This window comes from Nocardiopsis mwathae, from assembly GCF_014201195.1.
GTDB classification, from domain to species: Bacteria; Actinomycetota; Actinomycetes; order Streptosporangiales; family Streptosporangiaceae; genus Nocardiopsis_C; species Nocardiopsis_C mwathae.
The window spans coordinates 692,855-710,700 of record NZ_JACHDS010000001.1 but is presented as its reverse complement, the minus strand read 5'-3'; the positions used below and the strand labels follow the sequence as shown (position 1 = coordinate 710,700).

The following is a 17,846-nucleotide window of genomic DNA, read 5'->3' as shown; positions in this document are numbered from 1 at the left end:
CGCCCGGCGCCCTGCCCCGGTGTCAGAAGTAGTTCCGCATCAGCTCGCGCGACCATTCGGGTTGCCGGACCTCGCCCCGTGGCCCGAACTCGGCCATGTAGGGCTTGATGTCCAGCACGGGTGTGCCGTCGATCGCGTCCAGCGCGCGCACGGTCAGGTCGAGGCCGGATACCCGGATCAGCTCGCACCGGGAGACGCCGAGGCGGTTGACGCGGTTCTTCGCCCGTTGGGCCAGCACTCCGACCCGGGGCCACTCCGTGTTGCCGCGCGGGTGGCGGGCGCCGGGCACCACAGCGTCGGACGGCACCCGGTGGAAGAGGAACACCACCTCCAGGTGGCTGAACTCCTCCAGTCCCGCCACCGCCTCGGCGCCGACCCGCGTGCCGTCGAGGCGGACGGTCGACTCCACGTTTCCCCAGTCGTCATCCATGACCGTGTCGCGTGCGCACGCGATGGTCCCGATGGGGAGCACTTCGTAATACCCGGTTCCCGTCCCGCCTTGGCTCACCGACGCTCTCCTCCGCCCTTGTGTCGCACCGCCGATCCCACCGATCCCGCTGAGCGACTACGTCGAGGGCGCTCTGGGCACACTACTCCCCGGCGGTTCCCCGGGGGAGGTCAGGAGGCAGGAACGCGAACGGGCGCTCTTCCTTCAGGAAGAACGCCCGCGTGCAGATGTCGTCGTGTGTGCGCCATCAGGGACTCGAACCCCAAACCCGCTGATTAAGAGTCAGCTGCTCTGCCAATTGAGCTAATGGCGCCCGCCGTGCGGCTGTGCCGGTGCGGTGGGCCAGGCCCTCGCGCCTTCCGACGTCGATAACTTTAGCAGCCTCTGGGAGGGGCCGCGAACCGTTTGGGAGGGTGCCCCCACCAGCCTGTGCGGAGGTGGGGGCTCAACCCTGTGCGTCGTGAGTGGGGCGCATCAGGACCACATCATGACGACGGCAACGATGATGCCGATCGCCACGACCGCGCCGACGCCCGCCAGGATGTAGGGGGTGATCGGACGCTTCGGGGTCGGTTCCGGCTCGGTGTTCTCCTTGACGAACCGCTGGAACATCATGGTCGACCCCGCAGGGTCCATCTGCTGTTGCTGGTCGTTGTTGTTCTCAGACATGAGAGTGACACTAGCGACTCCGGTACGCCCTTCGCGCCCATCTCCGGGATGAATTGGGTCAATCCTCCGGCTACTTCGGGTGATGCCCCGGTGCTGCCGCAGGCGCCAGCAGGCGGGCGTGGGCCGACGCGGGTGCGCCCGTCCGGCGCAGTGCCAGGCCTGCGGCGCCCAGCGCGCCGTCGCCCGCGGTGCGGGCCGCCACCCCGTGGCGGGTGCGCAGCCCCTCATGGACCGCGTCGGCGACCGGCCCGGTGGCCAGCAGCGCGCCGGCGAGGACCACCGGTTCGGCACCGACCGGGTCGGGGGCGACCGCCGCCAGGTTGGTGAGGAGCCGTTCGGCCGCCTCCGCCACGATGTCCCCGGCCACCGCGTCCCCGCCGGATGCGGCCAGCACCACCTCCGGCGCCAGTCCGCCCAGCTCGGCCGGGGGGCGAGCGTAGGCGGCGCGGACGATCGCGTGGACGTCGCCCGGGGCGATCGCCAGCGCGGCGGCCAGCCGCTCCACCAGGACCGTCGGCCGCCCCCGGCCGTCGATCGAGGCGAGCGCCGCGCGCAGCCCGGCCAGGGCGATCCACACCGCCGAGCCCTCGTCGCCGAGCAGCCACCCGTACCCGTCGCAGCGGCGCGCCACGGCCCCGTCGCGCACGTAGGCCGCGACCGCGCCGGTGCCCGCGATGAGCACCGTACCCGCGTCGGCCGTGCTCCCGGCCGCGAAGGCGACCACGATGTCGTCGGTGACCAGCGGGCTGCCCGGCAGCCCCAGCGACTCCCAGGCGCCGCGCACCGTCGCCACCGCCCTGGAGTGGCCCACCGCCGCCCCGGACACGCCGAAGACCGCGCCGTCGACCGCGACATCCCCGGCGTCCGCGAGCGCCGCGCGCAGCGCCGACACGAACGCTCCGCCGGGGTCGGCGCTGGAGTACTGGTTGCCCCCGCCCCCGCGGCCCTGGGCGAGCACCCGCCCGTCGCGGGTGACCACGGCGCAGCGTGTGGACGTCCCGCCCGAGTCGACTCCGATCACGACGTGCTCGGTCATACCCGGGAGCCTAGGGGAGCGTGCGCCGGGCGAGAAGGAGTCGCCGCCGGTTCCGCGGGGACCATGGCGGACCGCGGGACGAAGCGGACGGATCCGATGCCTTCCGCCATGGTCACCGCCGCAGGGCCCGCGGTGGGAGGGGTCCCCGCACATGCACCCGCTGGCCGACATCGGCCGTGGGTGGCCACGACCGGCCCCGTGATTGCTCCTGACCGAAACCAGCCACCGGTCCCCCTCTTCACCGACGAATCCGCCCGGCATTCCGCGACATTCCCGGCCGGCCCCGACTCCGCGCACCGGGTTGAAAGCGAACCCCAAGTGCTCTGAAAGCCGGTTGCGGCAAGCTCTGGTGCTGTGAGCCGGACACGGCCGGTACTTCCCCGCGGCCGTGGACGCTCCAGACGCGGGCCGACCCCGTCGATCGGGTTCGGCTCCCCGCGGGTCGGAGGACGGCCGGCCCGCGGGGACGGGGTGAACCCTTCGACGGGGTCGCCGGCGCCTGGCGGGGTGGGCGGGGATGGTCACTCCCGCCAGGCGCGTCCGCCCGGTGGCGCCTGGCCGAGCAGGAACCGCGGGTCACCGCCGAGCGCGGCGGCCACGCGCTCCGCCACATCGGCCTCGCGCCTGGCCTCGATGTCCTGCGCGAGCGCGGCGATGCCGCTGTCCGGGTGCGTGGTGAGCCACGCCGCCACCATGCGGATGGGCAGCGGCAGGCGGCCGGCCGCCTCGGCGAGCCGGCGCACCGCCCCGGGCTCGGCCGCGGACCGCCGCGCGCCGACGAGCCCGCGCAGCAGCTCCGCCGCCTCGTCCGCCGACAGCGGCCCGACGGCCAGTGCCGGAATCCCGTCGCGCGCGATCAGGTCCGCCAACCAGTACCTGCTGGTGACGATGACCCCGCAGGACGACGACCCCGGCAGCAGCGGGCGCACCTGGGCGGCGCAGTGGGCGTTGTCCAGGACCATGAGCACGCGTCGCGACGCCAGCACCGAGCGCAGCAGCGCGGCGCGCTCGTCGGTGTCCACCGGAACGCACTCGACCACGCCGAAGGCGCCGAGGAACCGGCGCAGCACCTCCCCGGCCGGTAGCGGGGCGCGCCCGTCACCGCGCAGGTCGGCATAGAGCTGCCCGTCGGGGAAGCCGTGGGCGGCGCCGTGCGCCCAGTGAACCGCGAGCGCCGTGCAGCCGGCGCCGAGCGGCCCGCTGATCAGCACCCGCCCGGCCGCGCCGCGCCCGCCGCCGACCCGTCGCTCCAACTCCACCAGCTCGGCGGCGCGCCCCACGAAGCCGCGGGTATCGGCCGGGAGCTGGGCCGGTACGGAGCGCGGCCCCCGCCGCCCGCGCACGCCGCGGACCGTGGACGTCCGAGCCGACCGCTGATGCGGCACGCTCGGTGCCTCCAGGTTCCCCCGGAGCACGGCGTGGAACGTCTCCCGCAGGGGGCGCCCCGGGTCCACGCCGAGCCGGTCGGCCAGCACCCGGCGGGTCCTCTCGTAGCTCTCCAGGGCCTCGCTCTGCCGCCCGCACCGGTACAGCGCCGTCATGCGCAGCCGCACCAGCTCTTCGCGCTCGGGGTGCCGGGTGGTGACCCCGGCGAGCAGGTCGAGCACCTCCTCCGGGCGGCCGAGCGCCAGCTCGGCCGCGCACCGCTCCTCGGTGGCGCGCAGCAGCTCCTCGCGTACCTGGGCGACATCGTGTTCGTGCAGCGTGTCGGAGGCGACGTCGGGTAGCACGGGCCCGCGCCAGAGGTCCACGGCCCGGCGCAGCGCGTCGCAGCGGCGCGGCAGGTCCCCCTGGTGTTCGGCCTCCCTGGCCGCCAGCATCAGCGCGCGGAACCCCAGGAGGTCGAGCTGGTGGGGGGCGAGTTCGATGCGGTACCCGGAGGAGACGCTGGCGATCAGCGGGCCGTCGTGGATCTTGCCCAGTGCCGCCCGCAGCCGCGCCACCTGGACCTGCAGGGCGCCGATACGGGAGGACGGGGGCCGCTCCCCCCAGATGCGCGCGACGAGCTCCTCGACCGGAACCGTGCGGTTGGCCCGCAGCAGGAGTGCGGCCAGCAGGATCCGGCGCTTCCCTCCCCGCAGGCGGAACGGCGCGTCCGCCACCTGTGCGGTCAGCGGTCCGAGCACTCCGAACGCGATATCTGCCAATGGCGACACCCCCGTAGGCTGGGCTTTCCCTCCCCTCACATTCCCCCGGGGTGTTGTGGGATCGGTGCTGCCCTTCTACAGTGCCGGTCGGTCCGGTGGAGCCGCAAATGACACCCATCACCGGGTCCACTTGTGTCACCTCCGGAATCCGCGGGAAATTCCTCGGCTCCGTACATTGACTCGGGCCCGAGACCGAAAGAAACTTTCCAACATGGCGAAAAAGGCGGAGCCGCCGCCGGATTCGCCCGGTTCCGGCCGGGCGGACGGGCCGGGTTCGCCGCGCCGCGACAGCCGATCCACATCGGCGGAGAGGCGAGTGAGGAACGATGGCTCCGGAACGCGGCGCCGCCTCCAACGGCGGCGGGAGAACGGACGAGGCGACCGCCAAGGCCCCGCCGTCCACGGTGCTGCGGGTCCGCTCGCTGCTGCCGTCCCTGGCCCCGGCCGAACAGCGGGTGGCCCAGCGCATCATCGACGACCCCGAGCGGGTCGCCGCCTCCTCCATCACCCAGCTCGCCAGGGACTGCGACACCTCCGAGGCGACCGTCATCCGCTTCTGCCGCACCATCGACTTCACCGGCTACCGCGAACTGCGGCTCACGCTGGCCACCGAGGCCGGGCAGGCCCGCGGCGCCGGCATCAGCACCCGCGAGGTCGCCGGCGACATCAACCCCGACGACACCCTGGTGACCGTCGTGGAGAAGATCGCCTACACCGACGCCCGCGCGGTCGAGGACACCGCCTCCCAACTGGACGTGGAGTCGCTGCAGACCGTGATCGAGGCGCTGGCCGCGGCGCGGCGGATCGACCTCTACGGGGTGGGTGCGAGCGCCTTCGTCGCCGCCGACTTCCAGCAGAAGCTGCACCGCATCGGCCTCACCTCGTTCGCCTGGTCGGACAACCACGTGATGCTGACGAGCGCGGCGCTGCTCGCCGAGGGCGACGTGGCCATCGCGATTTCGCACAGCGGAACCACGATCGATACGATCAACGCGCTGGCCGAGGCACAGCGCCGCGGCGCCACGACGGTCGCCATCACCAACTTCCCCCGCTCCCCCATCCGTCGGCACACCGACCACCTGCTGACCACCGCGGCCCGCGAGACGACGTTCCGGTCCGGCGCCACGGCCAGCCGACTCGCCCAGCTCACCGTGATCGACTGCCTGTTCGTGGGACTCGCCCAACTGCGCTACGCCGACAGCCGTACCGCGCTGGAGACCACCTATGAAGCGGTGCGCGGACTGCGGGTGGGGGAGACGCGGCGGCCGGGGCGGTCCGAGGGCGCTCGGGGCGACGGCGACGGGTGATCCGGAGCCGGTCCGACGGCGCCGGGGAGGGCGCGGCCGGGGCCGGACCCCTGACGACGAGGAGGGACGGCGACGGTGCCGGACCAAGAGCGCGAGAGCGCGGAAAGGAGCCCACAGGACATGGCAGCCACTCCCGCGGAACCCGTGGAGATCGTACGGGCGCCGACAGAGCGCAGGAACTCCGGCACCTACGACATCGACCTGCTGCCCACCATCGACGTACTGCGGGAGATCAACGCCGAGGACGCGACCGTCGCACGCGCCGTGCAGGCGGTCCTCCCCGACGTGGCGCGCGCCGTGGACCTGGCCGTGGAGGCGCTGCGCGGCGGAGGCCGCATCCACTACTTCGGCGCCGGGACGTCCGGCCGGATCGCCGGCATGGACGCCGCCGAACTCCCGCCCACGTTCGGCGTGCCCGAGGACCTGGTCGTGGCGCACCATGCCGGGGGCGCCCCGGCGCTGGGCCAGGCCCTGGAGGGCAGCGAGGACGACGCCGACCTCGGCCGTGCCGACGCCGCCGGTCTGGCGCGCGGGGACCTTGCCGTCGGGCTGGCGGCCAGCGGCCGCACCCCCTACGTCGCCGGCGCCCTGCGCCGCGCGGCGCAGGCCGGCGCGCGCTCGGTGCTGGTGAGCGCCAACCCGCAGGCCGCTCTGGCCGCCGAGGCCGACGTGCACATCGGGGTCGACACCGGGGCGGAGGTCATCGCCGGATCGACCCGGATGAAGGCCGGGACGGCGCAGAAGCTCGTGCTGAACGCGTTCTCCACCGCGGTGATGGTGCGGATGGGCCACACCTACTCCAACCTGATGGTCGGGGTGAACGCCACCAACGCCAAGCTGCGCGGCCGGGTCGTCACCATCCTGACCGAGGCCAGCGGCCGACCCGAGGAGGTCTGCGCGGCGGCGCTGGCCCGCGCCGGGGGCGACACCAAGGTGGCCCTGGTCGAGCTGCTGACCGGGGTGGACAGCGCCCGGGCGGCCGAGGAGCTCGCGGCGGCGGGCGGGCACGTCCGCGAGGCGCTGCGCCGCATCGGCACCACCGAGTCCCCCTGACGGGGGCGCAGCCACACTCTCCGTCGATCTCGGGAGCACCGACCGGACAACGGCAGAGACCGCGTCGTCACCCCCGAGGTCGGCGGAGGCAGCGAGAGGGGTACTTGCAGATGTCCCAACCGTCGACGACCGTCCCCCCGACCGGTGGCGCTGCGCGTCGCCTTCGGCTCCGGCCGACCGCCCTCCTCGCCGCCGCCCTGGCCGTCACGGCCGTCGCGGCGGGCTGCGCCCCTGGTACCGGTGGCGGCGCGGGCGGAGGCGGCGACGGAGAGACCACCCTCACGGTGTGGAGCTGGCGACCCGAGGACGCCGCCGGGTACGAGCGGATCTTCGCCGCCTTCGAGGAGCGGCACCCCGGGGTGAGGGTGGAGTTCACCGGCCACAAGAACACCGAGTACCCCGCCATCCTGCAGACCGGGCTCACCCGGACCTCGGGCGGCCCCGACGTCGTTCAGCTCAAGCCCTACGGCCCCGTACAGGCGTTCATCCAGGCCGGACAGCTGGTCCCACTCGACGACGAGGTGGACCTGTCGTCCTGGCCCGAGGAGACCGTCGACGCCGCGCGCGGACGCCGGGACGACCGGGTCTACGGCGTCCCGTTCGCCGTGCAGACCCTCGGCGTGCTCTACAACCGGGAGATCTTCGCCGAGCACGGCATCGAACCCCCTGACACGTGGGACGGCATGGTCGACGCCGCGGAGGAGCTGAAGGCGGCCGACGTCATCCCCTTCGCCACCTCCGGGCAGGAACCGTGGGTGCTGGCGCTGCTGCGCGAGACCTTGGGCGCCACCCGGGTGGGCGGTGACGCGTTCTCCCGGGCGGTGCTCGACGGCGAGACCGACTTCACCGACCCCGACTACGCGGCGTCCCTGCAGGCGGTCGCCGACCTGGAGCCCTACCTGCCGCCCGATGTGACGGCCGTGGGCTACACCGACGCCCAGACCCTGTTCACCAGCGGCCGCGCGGCCATGTACCCCGGGGGCGGGTACGAGATCGCACCGTTCCGGCAGGCCGCCCCCGACCTGGACATCGGCTACTTCGACGCCCCGGTCGTGCCGGGCTCGCCGGTCGACACGCCGCTGACGCCCGGATTCGCCGACGGCTCGTACGGCGTCAACGCGGCATCGGAGAACCGGGAGGCCGCGGTGGAGCTGGTGGCGTGGATGGCGACCGAGGAGTTCGGGCGGGCGTTCGCCGAGGAGTTGGAGCAGATTCCGGCCGTCCCGGGTGTGAAGCCCGCCGACCCGGTGCTGGCGGCCATGCTGGAGGGCTACGCGGAGCACGGCACTCCCTACATGATGGGCGTGCACTTCGGGTACGGCGACCCGCTGGGCCGCGACGCCGAGGGGATGGCGCTCGCCGCCCTGCTGCTCGGCGACGTCACCGCCGAGGAAGCCGGGAAGCAGGTGCAGAAGGACATCGGGTCGTGGTTCGAACCGAACGGCTGACGCCCGCACGGCGGAGGGCCGCCCGCGGCCTGCCGCCGTGGTGGGTGCTGGCCGCCTTCCTGCTGCCGGCGGTCGCCCTCTACACCCTGTTCATCGTCTATCCGCTGTTCAGCGCGCTGCAGTACAGCCTGTACTCCTGGCAGGGCACACAGCGGACCGGATTCGCCGGGTGGGACAACTTCGCCCACCTGTTCAGCGGCGTCTACGGAGACCGGTTGTGGCGCGCGTTCGGGCACAACCTCGCGTTCTTCGGCGGAACGATGCTGGTGCAGACCACCGTGGGGCTTGCGTTCGCGGTGCTTCTGCGGGGTACCCGCACCGGGCGGCGGTTCCTGCAGACCGCCTACGTGCTGCCGCACCTGGTCAGCCCGATCGTGGTGGGCTACCTGTGGAGCCTCATGCTCAGCCCGCAGTTCGGCGCGGTCAACGCCGCGCTGCGCGCCGTCGGCCTGGACGCGCTCGCGCGGCCGTGGACCGGAGACCCGGCGCTGGCCCTACCCACCCTGATCCTGGTCAACGCCTGGCAGTGGATCGGTTTTCCGATGCTGCTGTTCTCCGCGGCGCTGGCGGCGATCCCTCCGGCCTACGAGGAGGCCGCCCGGGTGGACGGCGCCTCGGGGTGGCAGGCCTTCCGGCACGTGACGCTGCCGCTGCTGGTGCCGGCGATCGGTATCGTCACGGTGCTCACATTCATCGGCAACATGAACGTGCTCGACCTCGTCTATGCGATGCAGGGTTCCCAGGGCGCACCGGCCGGGGCCACCGACGTGCTCGGGCTGCTGTTCTACCGCACCGCGTTCAACAACCCCGACCCCGGTGCGATCGGACAGGCCTCGGCACTCGCGGTGGTGATGTTCGTGTTCATCTTCGGGATCTCGATCGCGGCGACGCGGGTGCTGCGCCGCGGGGAGGCGCGGCTGCGATGACGACGACCCTGCGCCCCGCGCCCGCCGCTCCCCCGCCGCCGGTGCGGCGCGCCCGACGACCGTCCGGCCTTCACGTGGGCGACCTGGCGGTGCGGCTGCTGCTGTGGGGGTATGCGGTGGTGGCGCTGGCGCCGCTGACGCTCATGGTCGTCTCCTCGCTACGGCCCGAGGCCGAACTGCGCGCCGACCCGCTGGGGTTGCCCACCGCCCCGGCGTTCGACAACTACGCGCGGGCGTGGGTGGACGCCGACTTCGGCGGCTACTTCGTCAACTCGCTGCTGGTGACGACGGGCGCGGTGGTGCTCGGCACGGCGGTGTCGGTGCTGGCGGCCTACGTGCTGGGCCGCTACGCCTTCCCCGGCTCGGAGCTGCTGCTGGGCTATCTCATCGCCGGGCTGATGATCCCGATCCGGCTGGGCATCGTGCCGGTGTTCTACCTCTTCGACTCGCTCGGTCTGCTCGACTCGCGGCTGGGTCTGGTGCTGGTGTACGCGGCCAGCGGGGTGCCGTTCGCGGTGTTCATCCTGACCGCGTTCTTCCGGCAGGTGCCCGGCGAGCTGGCCGAGGCCGCGCGCATCGACGGCGCCGGGGAGTTCCGGCTGTTCGCCCTGGTCATGCTGCCGCAGGTGCGTCCGGCTCTGGCCACGGTGATGCTGTTCCAGGGCATCCAGCTGTGGAACGACTTCTTCTTCCCGCTGGTGCTGATCCGCGACAGCGCGAAGTACACCCTGCCGGTGGGCCTGACCGCGTTCTTCACCGAGTACGGGCTGAACCAGTCGCTGCTGTACGCCGGGCTGGTCATCACGACGCTGCCGCTGGTGGTGCTGTTCCTGCTGGCCACCCGGCAGGTGGTCGACGGGCTGACGGCGGGGATCGGCCGCTGACCGGGCACCGGGGCCGCTCATCGCCCCGGTGGCCGGTCGGACGGTCCTGGGGCCGATCCCCGCCGTCCCGGTGGGCCGGGTCGGCGGGGGCGCCGGGTCAGCCGCGGTCGAGCGCGGTGCCCAGCACGCCCAGCGGCGGGGCGCCGAGGTCGAGCATCGCGGCGTGGAAGCGCCGCAGGCTGAAGCCCGCCCCCCAGCGCCGCCGCGCCTCCTCGCGCAGCCGGAGGATCTCCAGCTTGCCCCAGGTGTAGCGGCCGTAGGTGGGGTCGAAGGTCGCCCGGCGCGCCTCGGCGAGCGCGGCCGGCCCGGCCAGCGGCGTGTCCTCGCCGAACCGGCGCGCGGCGTCCTCGACCGTCATCTGCCCCGTGTGCACACCGATGGCCGCGGTCAGCCGGGTGACGCGGATCAGAGCCTCGGCCCACACCCCGATCTCGAAGTGCGCCGCGGTGAACCCGCCGCCGACGGCCTTCTCGGCGTAGGCGCCGAAGCCCTCGTCCACGCACAGCTCTTCGGTGTAGTGCGCCCACCCCTCGATGAAGGACATGGACGGCAGCGTGCGCCGCACCGGCCCGACGGCGCGGCGCATCGCGCGGCCGTGGGAGAAGTGGCCGGGCGCCACCTCGTGCACGCTGATGGCGGGCAGCGTGGTGGGACTGAACATCTCCAGCCACTCGGCGGCCTCGTCCTCGGTCCAGGCGGGGTCGGGCGGGCTGACGAAGTACCTGGAGGGGCCGTCCGCCTCATCCGGGTTCGCCCAGACCATCATCGCGGTGCCCCACCGGTACGCCTCCGGGGTGACGAGGACCTCGCACACGCCGTCGTGGTAGGGGACCAGGTCGCGCTCGCGGGTGAACGCGATCGCCAGCTCGGTCCACTTCTCGGCCTCGGCGATGGCGCCGTCGGCGTCGGGGTGGTCGCGGACCAGCTCGCGCAGGACCTCCATGGGCGCGCGGCCGGGGTCGATGCGCGCGGTGGCCGCGGCGAGGCGCTCCTTGAGCCGGTCGCGCTCGGCGTCGGCCTGTTCGGTGAGACGGCCGAGGTCGACCTCCATGCCCTCGGAGGCGCCCATGAGGCGGGCCAGGGCGGGGCCGCCCAGCGCGGCGCTGGGCTCGCCGTGCTCGGCCGCGTGCTCCAGGTGTGAGACGAACCGCCGCTGCGCCGCGAGGGCGGCGGCGCGCAGGTCGTCGGGGGTGTCGTCGGGGATCTCCGCCGCCAGGCCGCGTACGGGCGCCAGCAGCGCGGTCGCGGCGGGTGCGCTGAGCCGGTCGAGGGAGGCGACGGCGGCGTCGACCACGCGCGGCCACGCGGCCAGGTGGCTCCGGAGGGCGGCGGTGCGCTCGGCTTCGGGGGCGTAGTCCTTGTCGTAGCCGAGGAGGCCGAGCTCGTCGAGGTGGTAGAGGGGGTTGGCGCGGTGCAGCTCCAGTTCGCCGAACTCGACGCGCAGCCCCTCCTCGAACGCGCTCGCGTGCGCCTCGTCGTGGTCGTCGGCGAAGCGCTCGCCCTGGCCCAGGCGCGCCAGATTCTCACGCACGCTGCCGGGGGACAGGTCGGCGGGTGAACCGTCGTACTCGTGCCGTCCGCTCTCGTCGCGCATCATGGCGGTCTTCAGGTCGGCGATGGCGCGCAACCGCGCCGGGAATTCGTCCATGGGGCCGGACCCTATCCGGCGCTGCGGTTCCGGGCCGAGGGGTTTTCCGGCAGAACCGTTCGGGGCCGCACTGCGTCGAACCGGATGTGCGCGAACAATGGTGGAAGACGTGCGGGTCGGCGGGGCTGCGGCTGTGGCGGGAGCGCAGGCGGCAGGTTCTGCTGGCGGCGGTCGCGGTGCTGCTCGCGGTCCCGGTGCCGTTCGCGTGGATCACGCTGTCCACGCAGGAGCGGCGGGTCGGGGCGGCAGACGCCGAGGAGCGGCCGGTCGCCCTCGTCCTGGGGGCCGGGCTGAGCGTCGAGGGGCACCCGACGACGCTGCTGGCCCGCCGGCTGGACATCGCCGCCGACCTCTACCACCGCGAACTGGTCGAGGCGGTCCTGGTCAGCGGCGACAACAGCCGCGACTCCTACAACGAGACCGACGCGATGCACGCCTACCTGGTGCGTGCCGGGGTCCCGGCGGAGAAGATCGCCGGTGACTACGCCGGGTTCAGTACCTGGGAGTCGTGCATCCGGGCGCGCGAGATCTTCGGGGTGGACGCGGCGACGGTCGTCACCCAGGAGTTCCACCTCGCACGGGCCGTGAGCCTCTGCCAGGCGGTCGGGATCGACACCCAGGGGGTGGGCGACGCGAGCCTGCGGATCCGGACGGGCGCCACACTCTACGGCTACTTCCGGGAGGTTCCGGCCGCGTTCAAAGCCGTCGCCGACGGTCTGCTGCAGCCGGAGCCGACGTTCCTCGGCCCCAAGGAGCCGGGCGTGGAGGACGCGCTGGCCGCGCCCCGCTGAGGGGTCCGGTGCCGTGCCGGCCCGGGTCCCGGGGTCGGCACGGCACCGGCCATCGTCGTCAGCGCGCGGTGCCCCCGCCGCCGAAGAGGCGACTGAGGAACCCGCCGGAGGTGTCGGCGGGGCGGGACGGTGCCGGGTCCTGCTGCCGCTCGGGCCGGTCATCGCCCTCGTGCGCCGCCTGCCCGTCACCCGTGTCGTCGGCCTCGACACCGGCGAACTCCAGGAACTCCGCCCGCTCGGACGGCAGCCCCCAGGCGTCCAGCGTCCCGCCGAGCTCGTCGTCCTCCCACGCGGCGGCCGGGAGCTCGGCGATCGCCCACAGCACCCGCAGCGGATCCTCGCCGAGGTCGGCGGAGTCGTCCCCCGGGCCGTCCTCGCCCGCCTGCGCGCGGGGGCCGAAGGCCATCTCCAGCGCGGCGCCGAGGGCCGCGGCGCGCGACTCCCCCTCGCTGTGCGCGAGCACCTCGGGCAGCATCTCCAACCGCGCTGCCACGGTCGCCGCACCGCCGCGGCCCAGGGCCAGGAACGCCAGCACCTCCGGCTCGATACGGCCGGGGTGCGGCCAGGAGTCGCCGAACAGGCCGTGGAAGCCCATGGGCTTGGTGCCGCCGTCGACGATGCGGGCCAGCGCCTCGGCGGGCGCCTTCTCACCGTGCACGGTGGCCATGGCGACGGCCGCGGCGAAGGAGTTGTAGAGGTGGCCGGAGGCCATGGCGTGGGTGAGGGTGACCGTGACCGCTGGGTCGTCGGCCGGCGCCAGCAGGCCCAGGGCGAACAGCTCGGCGGACTTGATCTCGGGCCGCGCCGTGCCGGACAGCGCGGACTGGATCTCCGGACGGGACATCCCGGCCAGACCGGTCGGGGTGGGCGGCGCGGGGCGCTCCAGGGGTGACAGGGCCCGCTCCAGCCGGCTCCGGACACCCTCGGCGGCCTCCGGGACGAACGCGAGCACGTAGGAGGCCCACTCGGCGGGGGCCTCCAGCGAACGGCGGTTCTCCGCGCCGTCGAGCAGGCCGAGCAGGTCGTCGACGCGCTCGCACACCGTGTCGTGGACGGCGAGCTCCGCCTCCAGGAGCGCGGGGCCGTTGTCGCGGCCGATGGCCTCGAAACGGTGCCGGATCCGCCGGTACTGCTGCTCGTCGGGGGCGTCGCGCAACCACTCGGCGTACTGCTCGCGGACCTTGTCGAGGTCGGTGGAGTTCGCCCAGGCGACCTCGTCGCGCCACAGGCCGACATCCGGGCGCTGCGGGACGAGGACCGCCGCGTTGGGGGCGAGGAACTCCAGCAGCAGGCTCAGCGGGCGCCACCGCAACCGGGCGGGGGTCGACGGCGCGCAGGCGATGTCGATCAGGAACCGGGCCACCGTCGGGGCTGCCGGGTAGCCGGGGCCGGGGTAGCGGACGATGTCATAGAGCGCCGACAGGCTTTCGCCGGGGCCGGTGGCGGTATCGTCACCGTCGGCGATCTTGCGCAGGAGCTCGGGGATCTCCTCTCCGCGCGTGGGCGCGAGCGCGCGCCAGTCGATGTCGTCCACTCCCCGCAGGGGGCCGTTGTCCGTCGTCGCTTCCATGGTCAGCCATTATCCCGCCGCGCACGACACCCTCGCCACACCCACCCGCATCCCCGCCCCTCCCCGTCGATCTCGGCGAAGTGCACCGAGAACCCAACGGTGGTTTCTACTGTTCGGTGCGCTTCGCCGAGATCGACGGGGACAAGCCCGGGTCAGGACAGCGCGGAGCGGAGGTCGTCGACCGGGGGGTCCGCGCGCAGCGGGGCGGGGCGCAGCACGGCGTCGCGCACGGCCTTGGCGTTGGCGCCCAGCTCACGCGCGTACCCGCGCACCACCGAGCGGGTACGGCCGCCGACGGTGGGGTCGCCCACGCCCACGGCGTCGATGCCCGCGGCGCGGCACAGCGCCACCGCGCGGGGCAGGTGGAAGGACTGGGTGACGATGACGGCGCCGTCCACGCCGTAGGTGGTGCGGGCGCGCACACAGGTGTCCCAGGTGCGGTAGCCGTGGGGGTCGGCGACGATCGACTCCCGGGGGATGCCGGTGTCGGCGAGGTAGTCGGTCATGGCGTCGGTCTCGAAGTTCGACAGGGCCCGGTTGTCGCCGGAGACCAGGATCGCCCGGACCCTGCCGGCCCGGAAGAGCCGGGCGGCGAGGTCGAGCCGGCGCGCCAGCAGCGGGCAGGGGCCGCTCGGCCAGACGGCGGCACCCGGGACGATGGCCACCGTGCGCTGCGGCACGGTGGCGGTGTCGTCGGGGCCGAACCTGCGGCGCGCGGTGGACAGGCGCGTCCATGCCGTCGGCGCCAGCGCCGCCACCACTCCCGTCGCTGCGACCGCCGCCCACAGTCCCGGTTCCACGCGCATGTCCCCTTTGTCTCGCGGGCCGTTCGGCCCCACCGAGCCCGACCCTAGCGGTCCGCGCCGTCGGCCGCAGCGCGGTTCCGCCGCTCGGTCCGCCCCATTGGCCACTGGCCGCGCGACCGGGGGTAGCGAATTCGCAGGACCTCATTTCCGCATTTCCGCTGTTCCGTTATCGCGTTCGGTCGCGCCGGAGGAGATCCCGCCCCCCGGCCGGATCGCTCCGGCGGCACGGGGATCGGCCGGTTCCGGCCGCCATTCGACGGCGATGAGCGACACGTCGGTGAAACAGGAGTGAAAAAGGCCGTTTCCTTCCGTTCTGTCGTCACGATCGGTTAGAACGGCAGGGGAAGGGCGGTCGATGGGCGGCTCCACTGCCGCCGGGCCCGCCGAACGCAAAGGAGGCTCATGCCCCAACTGGCCATCGACTCGACGTGTCTCCCGCAGTACGAGAAACTCGACCGGCCGACGCGGGAACGGCTGCTCGCCGTCACCCGCAAATTCCGCGAGCTGCCACTCCACGCCCTACTCTCCCACCCCGACCTGCGCATTCGATCGCTGCCCTCGGGCCAGGATCCGCGTATCCGCACATTCCGCATCAGCGATGCGTGGACGGGGGTGATGCTCGCGCCCGAATCGGGCGAGACGTTCCTGCTGGTGCACCTGCTGCCGCGCGATGCCGCCGAGGAATGGGCCGTGGACCAGCGCCACGATGTCAACCGGGTGATGGGCACCCTTGAGCGGCGCGACGCCACCGCGCTGCAGGCGCCCCTCGCGGCCACCCCCTCCGCCGCCGAGGCCCCGAATCCCGCCCCGGCGGCCGCGCGCGCGACCACCCCCGCCGAGCCGGCCGGGGCAGCCGAGGCCGCGGAGCGCCCCGCGGCCGTCTCTCCCCCGACGCCCGCCTCCCCTTCCTCCCTCTTCGACCACGTCACCGACCGCGACCTGGCCCGGCTGGGCGTCGACCCCGAGATCCGCGGGTTCTGCCGCACCCTCGGCAGCGGCGACGAGCTGCGCAACTGGGCTCCGGCCCTGCCCCAGGACCAGTACGAGGTGCTCGCCGCGCTCGCCGAGGGGCACCCGGTGCAGCGCGTCCTCGACGAGGTCGTGGCACCGCGGCGCCCCGCCGTCGGTGCGGTCGCCGCCGACGACTACGACACGGCGATCCGGCACACCCGCGAACGCGTCATCGTCGTCAACGACGACCGGGAGGTCGAGGACGTCCTGGCGGGCGAGTTCAACGCGTGGCGCGTCTTCCTCCACCCCAAGCAGCGCGCCCTGGCCTACCGGCCGCGCTTCAACGGCCCGGCCAAGGTCTCCGGCGGGCCGGGCACCGGCAAGACGGTCGTCGCCCTGCACCGCGTCAAACACCTGGCCGAAAACCTGCCGCTGGGTGGCCGCATCCTGCTCACCAGCTTCACCAACGCGCTGGTGGAGTCGCTCCGGCGCAACCTCGCACTGCTGCTGCCGCCCGAGCTGGTCGCCGACGTCGACGTGCTCACCACCGACAAGCTCGCGCTGGACGTCGTCAAGGAGGTGCACCCCGATGTCCGGCTGCGCACCGACACCCGCGGCTTCTTCGCCAACCACACCCGCCAGCACCGGCTGCCCTGGCCCGTCGACTTCCTGTTCTCCGAGTACCGGCACGTGGTCATGGCACAGGGGATCACCACGCTGGAGGGGTACCTCGACCCCGACGCCCGCCGCGGCCGCAGCACCCCGCTGAGCGCGGCACAGCGCCGCGACGTCTGGCACGCCATCAGCGACGCCCGCGCCCAGATGCGCGCCGGCCGCCGCCTGCCCGCGGAGGACCTGCATGCCGCGGCCACGCGGATCCTCGACGGCCACATCGAACGCCGCTACACCAGCGTCGTCGTGGACGAGGCCCAGGACCTGCACCCCGCGCAGTGGCGCACCCTCCGCGCCGCGGTCGCCCACGGACCCGACGACATGTTCATCGCGGGCGACAACCGGCAGCGCATCTACGACAACACGGTCTCCTTCAGGCAGCTGGGGATCGAGGTCGTCGGCCGGTCCTACCCTCTGCGCGTCAACTACCGCACCACCGGCGAGATCCTGTCCTGGGCCGACGGCATCATGCGCGGGCGCCCCGTCACCGAGCTCGGCGAACCGGCGTCGGCCCCGGGCAGCGCGACCGAGCCGCCGGGCGGCACCCGCTGCATTCTCAGCGGCCCGCCGCCCGAACTCCACGGCGCCGACGACGAACCGGACGAGCTCGACGCGCTCGCCGACCGCGTCCGGGAGTGGCTGGCCGACGGCATCGCGCCGGGCGACATCTGCGTCACCGCCCGCACCAACCGCCTACGCGACTCCGTCGCCGCCCACCTCCGCGCCCGTTCCCTGCCCGCCACCGTGTTCAACCCCCGCGAGCACGCCGTCACCGACACCACCGGCGCGGTCCGCGTCACCACCATGCACGGCGTCAAGGGCCTGGAGTTCCGCGCCGTCGCCGTCACCGGCGTCACCGCCGACGCCCTCCCCCAGATGGACCACGTCACCAGCGCCGACCTCGACGAGAACCAACACCGCGCCGACCTCGACGCCCAGCGCTCCCTCCTCTACGTCGCCTGCACCCGCGCCCGCGAACACCTCTACGTCAGCTGGCACGGCCGCCCCAGCCGGTTCCTGCCGCGGTGACCGCTGCCGACCGGGCCGCGCCCGGCGAGGGAGGGCGATTCAGTCCCACTGGTCGAAGACGATCTCGCCCACGGTGGCCGGCTTCCAGTAGCGGATCTGCTCCCGCTCGACCGCGCCGAGCAGCGACAGGTCGGCCCGCTCGACGGGAACGGCCGGCTCCTCGGGCTTGAGCACGGTGAACCGGCACACCGTCCGCAGCGCCCGGCCCAGTTCGGCGTGCCAGACGAATTCCAGGTTCATGGCGTTCACCGACGGCGGCTTCGCGAGCGCGAACAACGGCAGCAGTGTGTGACAGGCGATCACCAGGGTGGACCCGCGCCGCTCGACCTCCGCCCCGTGGAATGAGGGCGTCACGCCCGCCTCCTCGAAACGGGTGAGCCGCCACCCGGCCATCCGCGTCGCTGTGCGACAGACACCCTGGTAGGTGCGCTCGCGGATCGGACGCGGTGGTTCCGGCGGTG

At 73.6% G+C, this 17,846-nt stretch carries 15 protein-coding genes and 1 tRNA gene; 7 read left to right on the top strand and 9 right to left on the bottom strand.

Translation table 11 applies throughout. From position 1 onward, the window contains the following. Positions 1–22 precede the first annotated feature (22 nt). The 5 genes from HNR23_RS02760 to HNR23_RS02740 form a co-directional block, all read right to left on the bottom strand. A complete protein-coding gene (locus tag HNR23_RS02760; protein ID WP_343070398.1) occupies positions 23–508 on the bottom strand; it encodes an SAM-dependent methyltransferase in 486 nt (161 codons plus the stop codon). Positions 509–688: 180 nt separating this feature from the next. Further along, positions 689–761, bottom strand: a tRNA-Lys gene (locus tag HNR23_RS02755). A gap of 161 nt (positions 762–922) precedes the next feature. Beyond that, the gene (locus tag HNR23_RS02750; protein WP_184073169.1) at positions 923–1,117 is read right to left on the bottom strand and encodes a hypothetical protein; all 195 of its coding nucleotides are present in this window, start codon (positions 1,115–1,117) and stop codon (positions 923–925) included. 70 nt (positions 1,118–1,187) lie between these two features. Beyond that, positions 1,188–2,153, bottom strand: coding sequence for an N-acetylglucosamine kinase (locus HNR23_RS02745; RefSeq protein WP_184073166.1), 966 nt, complete (start codon positions 2,151–2,153; stop codon positions 1,188–1,190). 521 nt (positions 2,154–2,674) lie between these two features. Beyond that, a complete protein-coding gene (locus HNR23_RS02740; protein WP_184073164.1) occupies positions 2,675–4,300 on the bottom strand; it encodes an AfsR/SARP family transcriptional regulator in 1,626 nt (541 codons plus the stop codon). Between the two features lie 326 nt (positions 4,301–4,626). Between HNR23_RS02740 and HNR23_RS02735 the strand changes: the two genes are divergently transcribed. From HNR23_RS02735 to HNR23_RS02715, 5 genes are all read left to right on the top strand, one after another. Next, positions 4,627–5,607: a MurR/RpiR family transcriptional regulator gene (locus tag HNR23_RS02735; RefSeq protein ID WP_246421546.1), complete on the top strand. Its 981-nt coding sequence runs from the start codon at positions 4,627–4,629 to the stop codon at positions 5,605–5,607. A 120-nt stretch (positions 5,608–5,727) separates the two neighbouring features. Continuing rightward, positions 5,728–6,660 carry an N-acetylmuramic acid 6-phosphate etherase gene (locus HNR23_RS02730; protein ID WP_184073162.1) on the top strand — a complete coding sequence of 311 codons (933 nt, stop codon included), beginning with the start codon at positions 5,728–5,730 and terminating at the stop codon, positions 6,658–6,660. Between the two features lie 110 nt (positions 6,661–6,770). Further along, entirely contained in the window at positions 6,771–8,108 is a 1,338-nt protein-coding gene (locus HNR23_RS02725; protein WP_184073160.1) for an extracellular solute-binding protein, read from the top strand. Then, entirely contained in the window at positions 8,087–9,034 is a 948-nt protein-coding gene (locus HNR23_RS02720; RefSeq protein ID WP_343070397.1) for a carbohydrate ABC transporter permease, read from the top strand. The genes HNR23_RS02725 and HNR23_RS02720 overlap by 22 nt, the downstream gene beginning before the upstream one ends. Further along, on the top strand, positions 9,031–9,918 hold the full coding sequence (locus tag HNR23_RS02715) for a carbohydrate ABC transporter permease (protein ID WP_184073158.1): 888 nt from the start codon (positions 9,031–9,033) through the stop codon (positions 9,916–9,918). Before HNR23_RS02720 ends, HNR23_RS02715 begins: the two co-directional genes overlap by 4 nt. 97 nt (positions 9,919–10,015) lie before the next feature. On the opposite strand, the gene HNR23_RS02710 is transcribed toward HNR23_RS02715, so the two are convergent. Beyond that, positions 10,016–11,566, bottom strand: coding sequence for a DUF885 family protein (locus HNR23_RS02710; RefSeq protein WP_184073156.1), 1,551 nt, complete (start codon positions 11,564–11,566; stop codon positions 10,016–10,018). An 86-nt stretch (positions 11,567–11,652) separates the two neighbouring features. Between HNR23_RS02710 and HNR23_RS02705 the strand changes: the two genes are divergently transcribed. Beyond that, positions 11,653–12,357, top strand: a complete 705-nt coding sequence (locus tag HNR23_RS02705) for an ElyC/SanA/YdcF family protein (protein WP_184073153.1) — start codon at positions 11,653–11,655, stop codon at positions 12,355–12,357. 58 nt (positions 12,358–12,415) lie between these two features. Here the strand turns inward: HNR23_RS02705 and HNR23_RS02700 are convergent, their stop codons facing one another. Together HNR23_RS02700 and HNR23_RS02695 are read right to left on the bottom strand one after the other, a co-directional pair. Continuing rightward, positions 12,416–13,927, bottom strand: a complete 1,512-nt coding sequence (locus tag HNR23_RS02700) for a hypothetical protein (protein ID WP_184073151.1) — start codon at positions 13,925–13,927, stop codon at positions 12,416–12,418. 152 nt (positions 13,928–14,079) lie between these two features. Beyond that, positions 14,080–14,733 (bottom strand): SanA/YdcF family protein, encoded by a 654-nt coding sequence (locus HNR23_RS02695; RefSeq protein WP_184073149.1) that lies wholly within the window; start codon positions 14,731–14,733, stop codon positions 14,080–14,082. A gap of 402 nt (positions 14,734–15,135) precedes the next feature. Here HNR23_RS02695 and HNR23_RS02690 point away from each other — a divergent pair, with 402 nt between their 5' ends. Further along, positions 15,136–17,385 carry a UvrD-helicase domain-containing protein gene (locus HNR23_RS02690; protein WP_184073147.1) on the top strand — a complete coding sequence of 750 codons (2,250 nt, stop codon included), beginning with the start codon at positions 15,136–15,138 and terminating at the stop codon, positions 17,383–17,385. Between the two features lie 39 nt (positions 17,386–17,424). On the opposite strand, the gene HNR23_RS02685 is transcribed toward HNR23_RS02690, so the two are convergent. Then, a complete protein-coding gene (locus HNR23_RS02685) occupies positions 17,425–17,739 on the bottom strand; it encodes a hypothetical protein (RefSeq protein ID WP_184073145.1) in 315 nt (104 codons plus the stop codon). Positions 17,740–17,846: the final 107 nt, after the last annotated feature.

Excerpts from the sequence above, each read along its gene's own strand:
- HNR23_RS02690 (WP_184073147.1), top strand. The coding sequence starts at position 15,136 with ATGCCCCAACTGGCCATCGACTCGACGTGTCTCCCGCAGTACGAGAAA.
- HNR23_RS02715 (WP_184073158.1), top strand. The coding sequence starts at position 9,031 with ATGACGACGACCCTGCGCCCCGCGCCCGCCGCTCCCCCGCCGCCGGTG.
- HNR23_RS02745 (WP_184073166.1), bottom strand. The coding sequence starts at position 2,153 with ATGACCGAGCACGTCGTGATCGGAGTCGACTCGGGCGGGACGTCCACA.
- HNR23_RS02695 (WP_184073149.1), bottom strand. The coding sequence starts at position 14,733 with ATGCGCGTGGAACCGGGACTGTGGGCGGCGGTCGCAGCGACGGGAGTG.
- HNR23_RS02730 (WP_184073162.1), top strand. The coding sequence starts at position 5,728 with ATGGCAGCCACTCCCGCGGAACCCGTGGAGATCGTACGGGCGCCGACA.
- HNR23_RS02735 (WP_246421546.1), top strand. The coding sequence starts at position 4,627 with ATGGCTCCGGAACGCGGCGCCGCCTCCAACGGCGGCGGGAGAACGGAC.
- HNR23_RS02700 (WP_184073151.1), bottom strand. The coding sequence starts at position 13,927 with ATGGAAGCGACGACGGACAACGGCCCCCTGCGGGGAGTGGACGACATC.
- HNR23_RS02725 (WP_184073160.1), top strand. The coding sequence starts at position 6,771 with ATGTCCCAACCGTCGACGACCGTCCCCCCGACCGGTGGCGCTGCGCGT.
- HNR23_RS02710 (WP_184073156.1), bottom strand. The coding sequence starts at position 11,566 with ATGGACGAATTCCCGGCGCGGTTGCGCGCCATCGCCGACCTGAAGACC.
- HNR23_RS02750 (WP_184073169.1), bottom strand. The coding sequence starts at position 1,117 with ATGTCTGAGAACAACAACGACCAGCAACAGCAGATGGACCCTGCGGGG.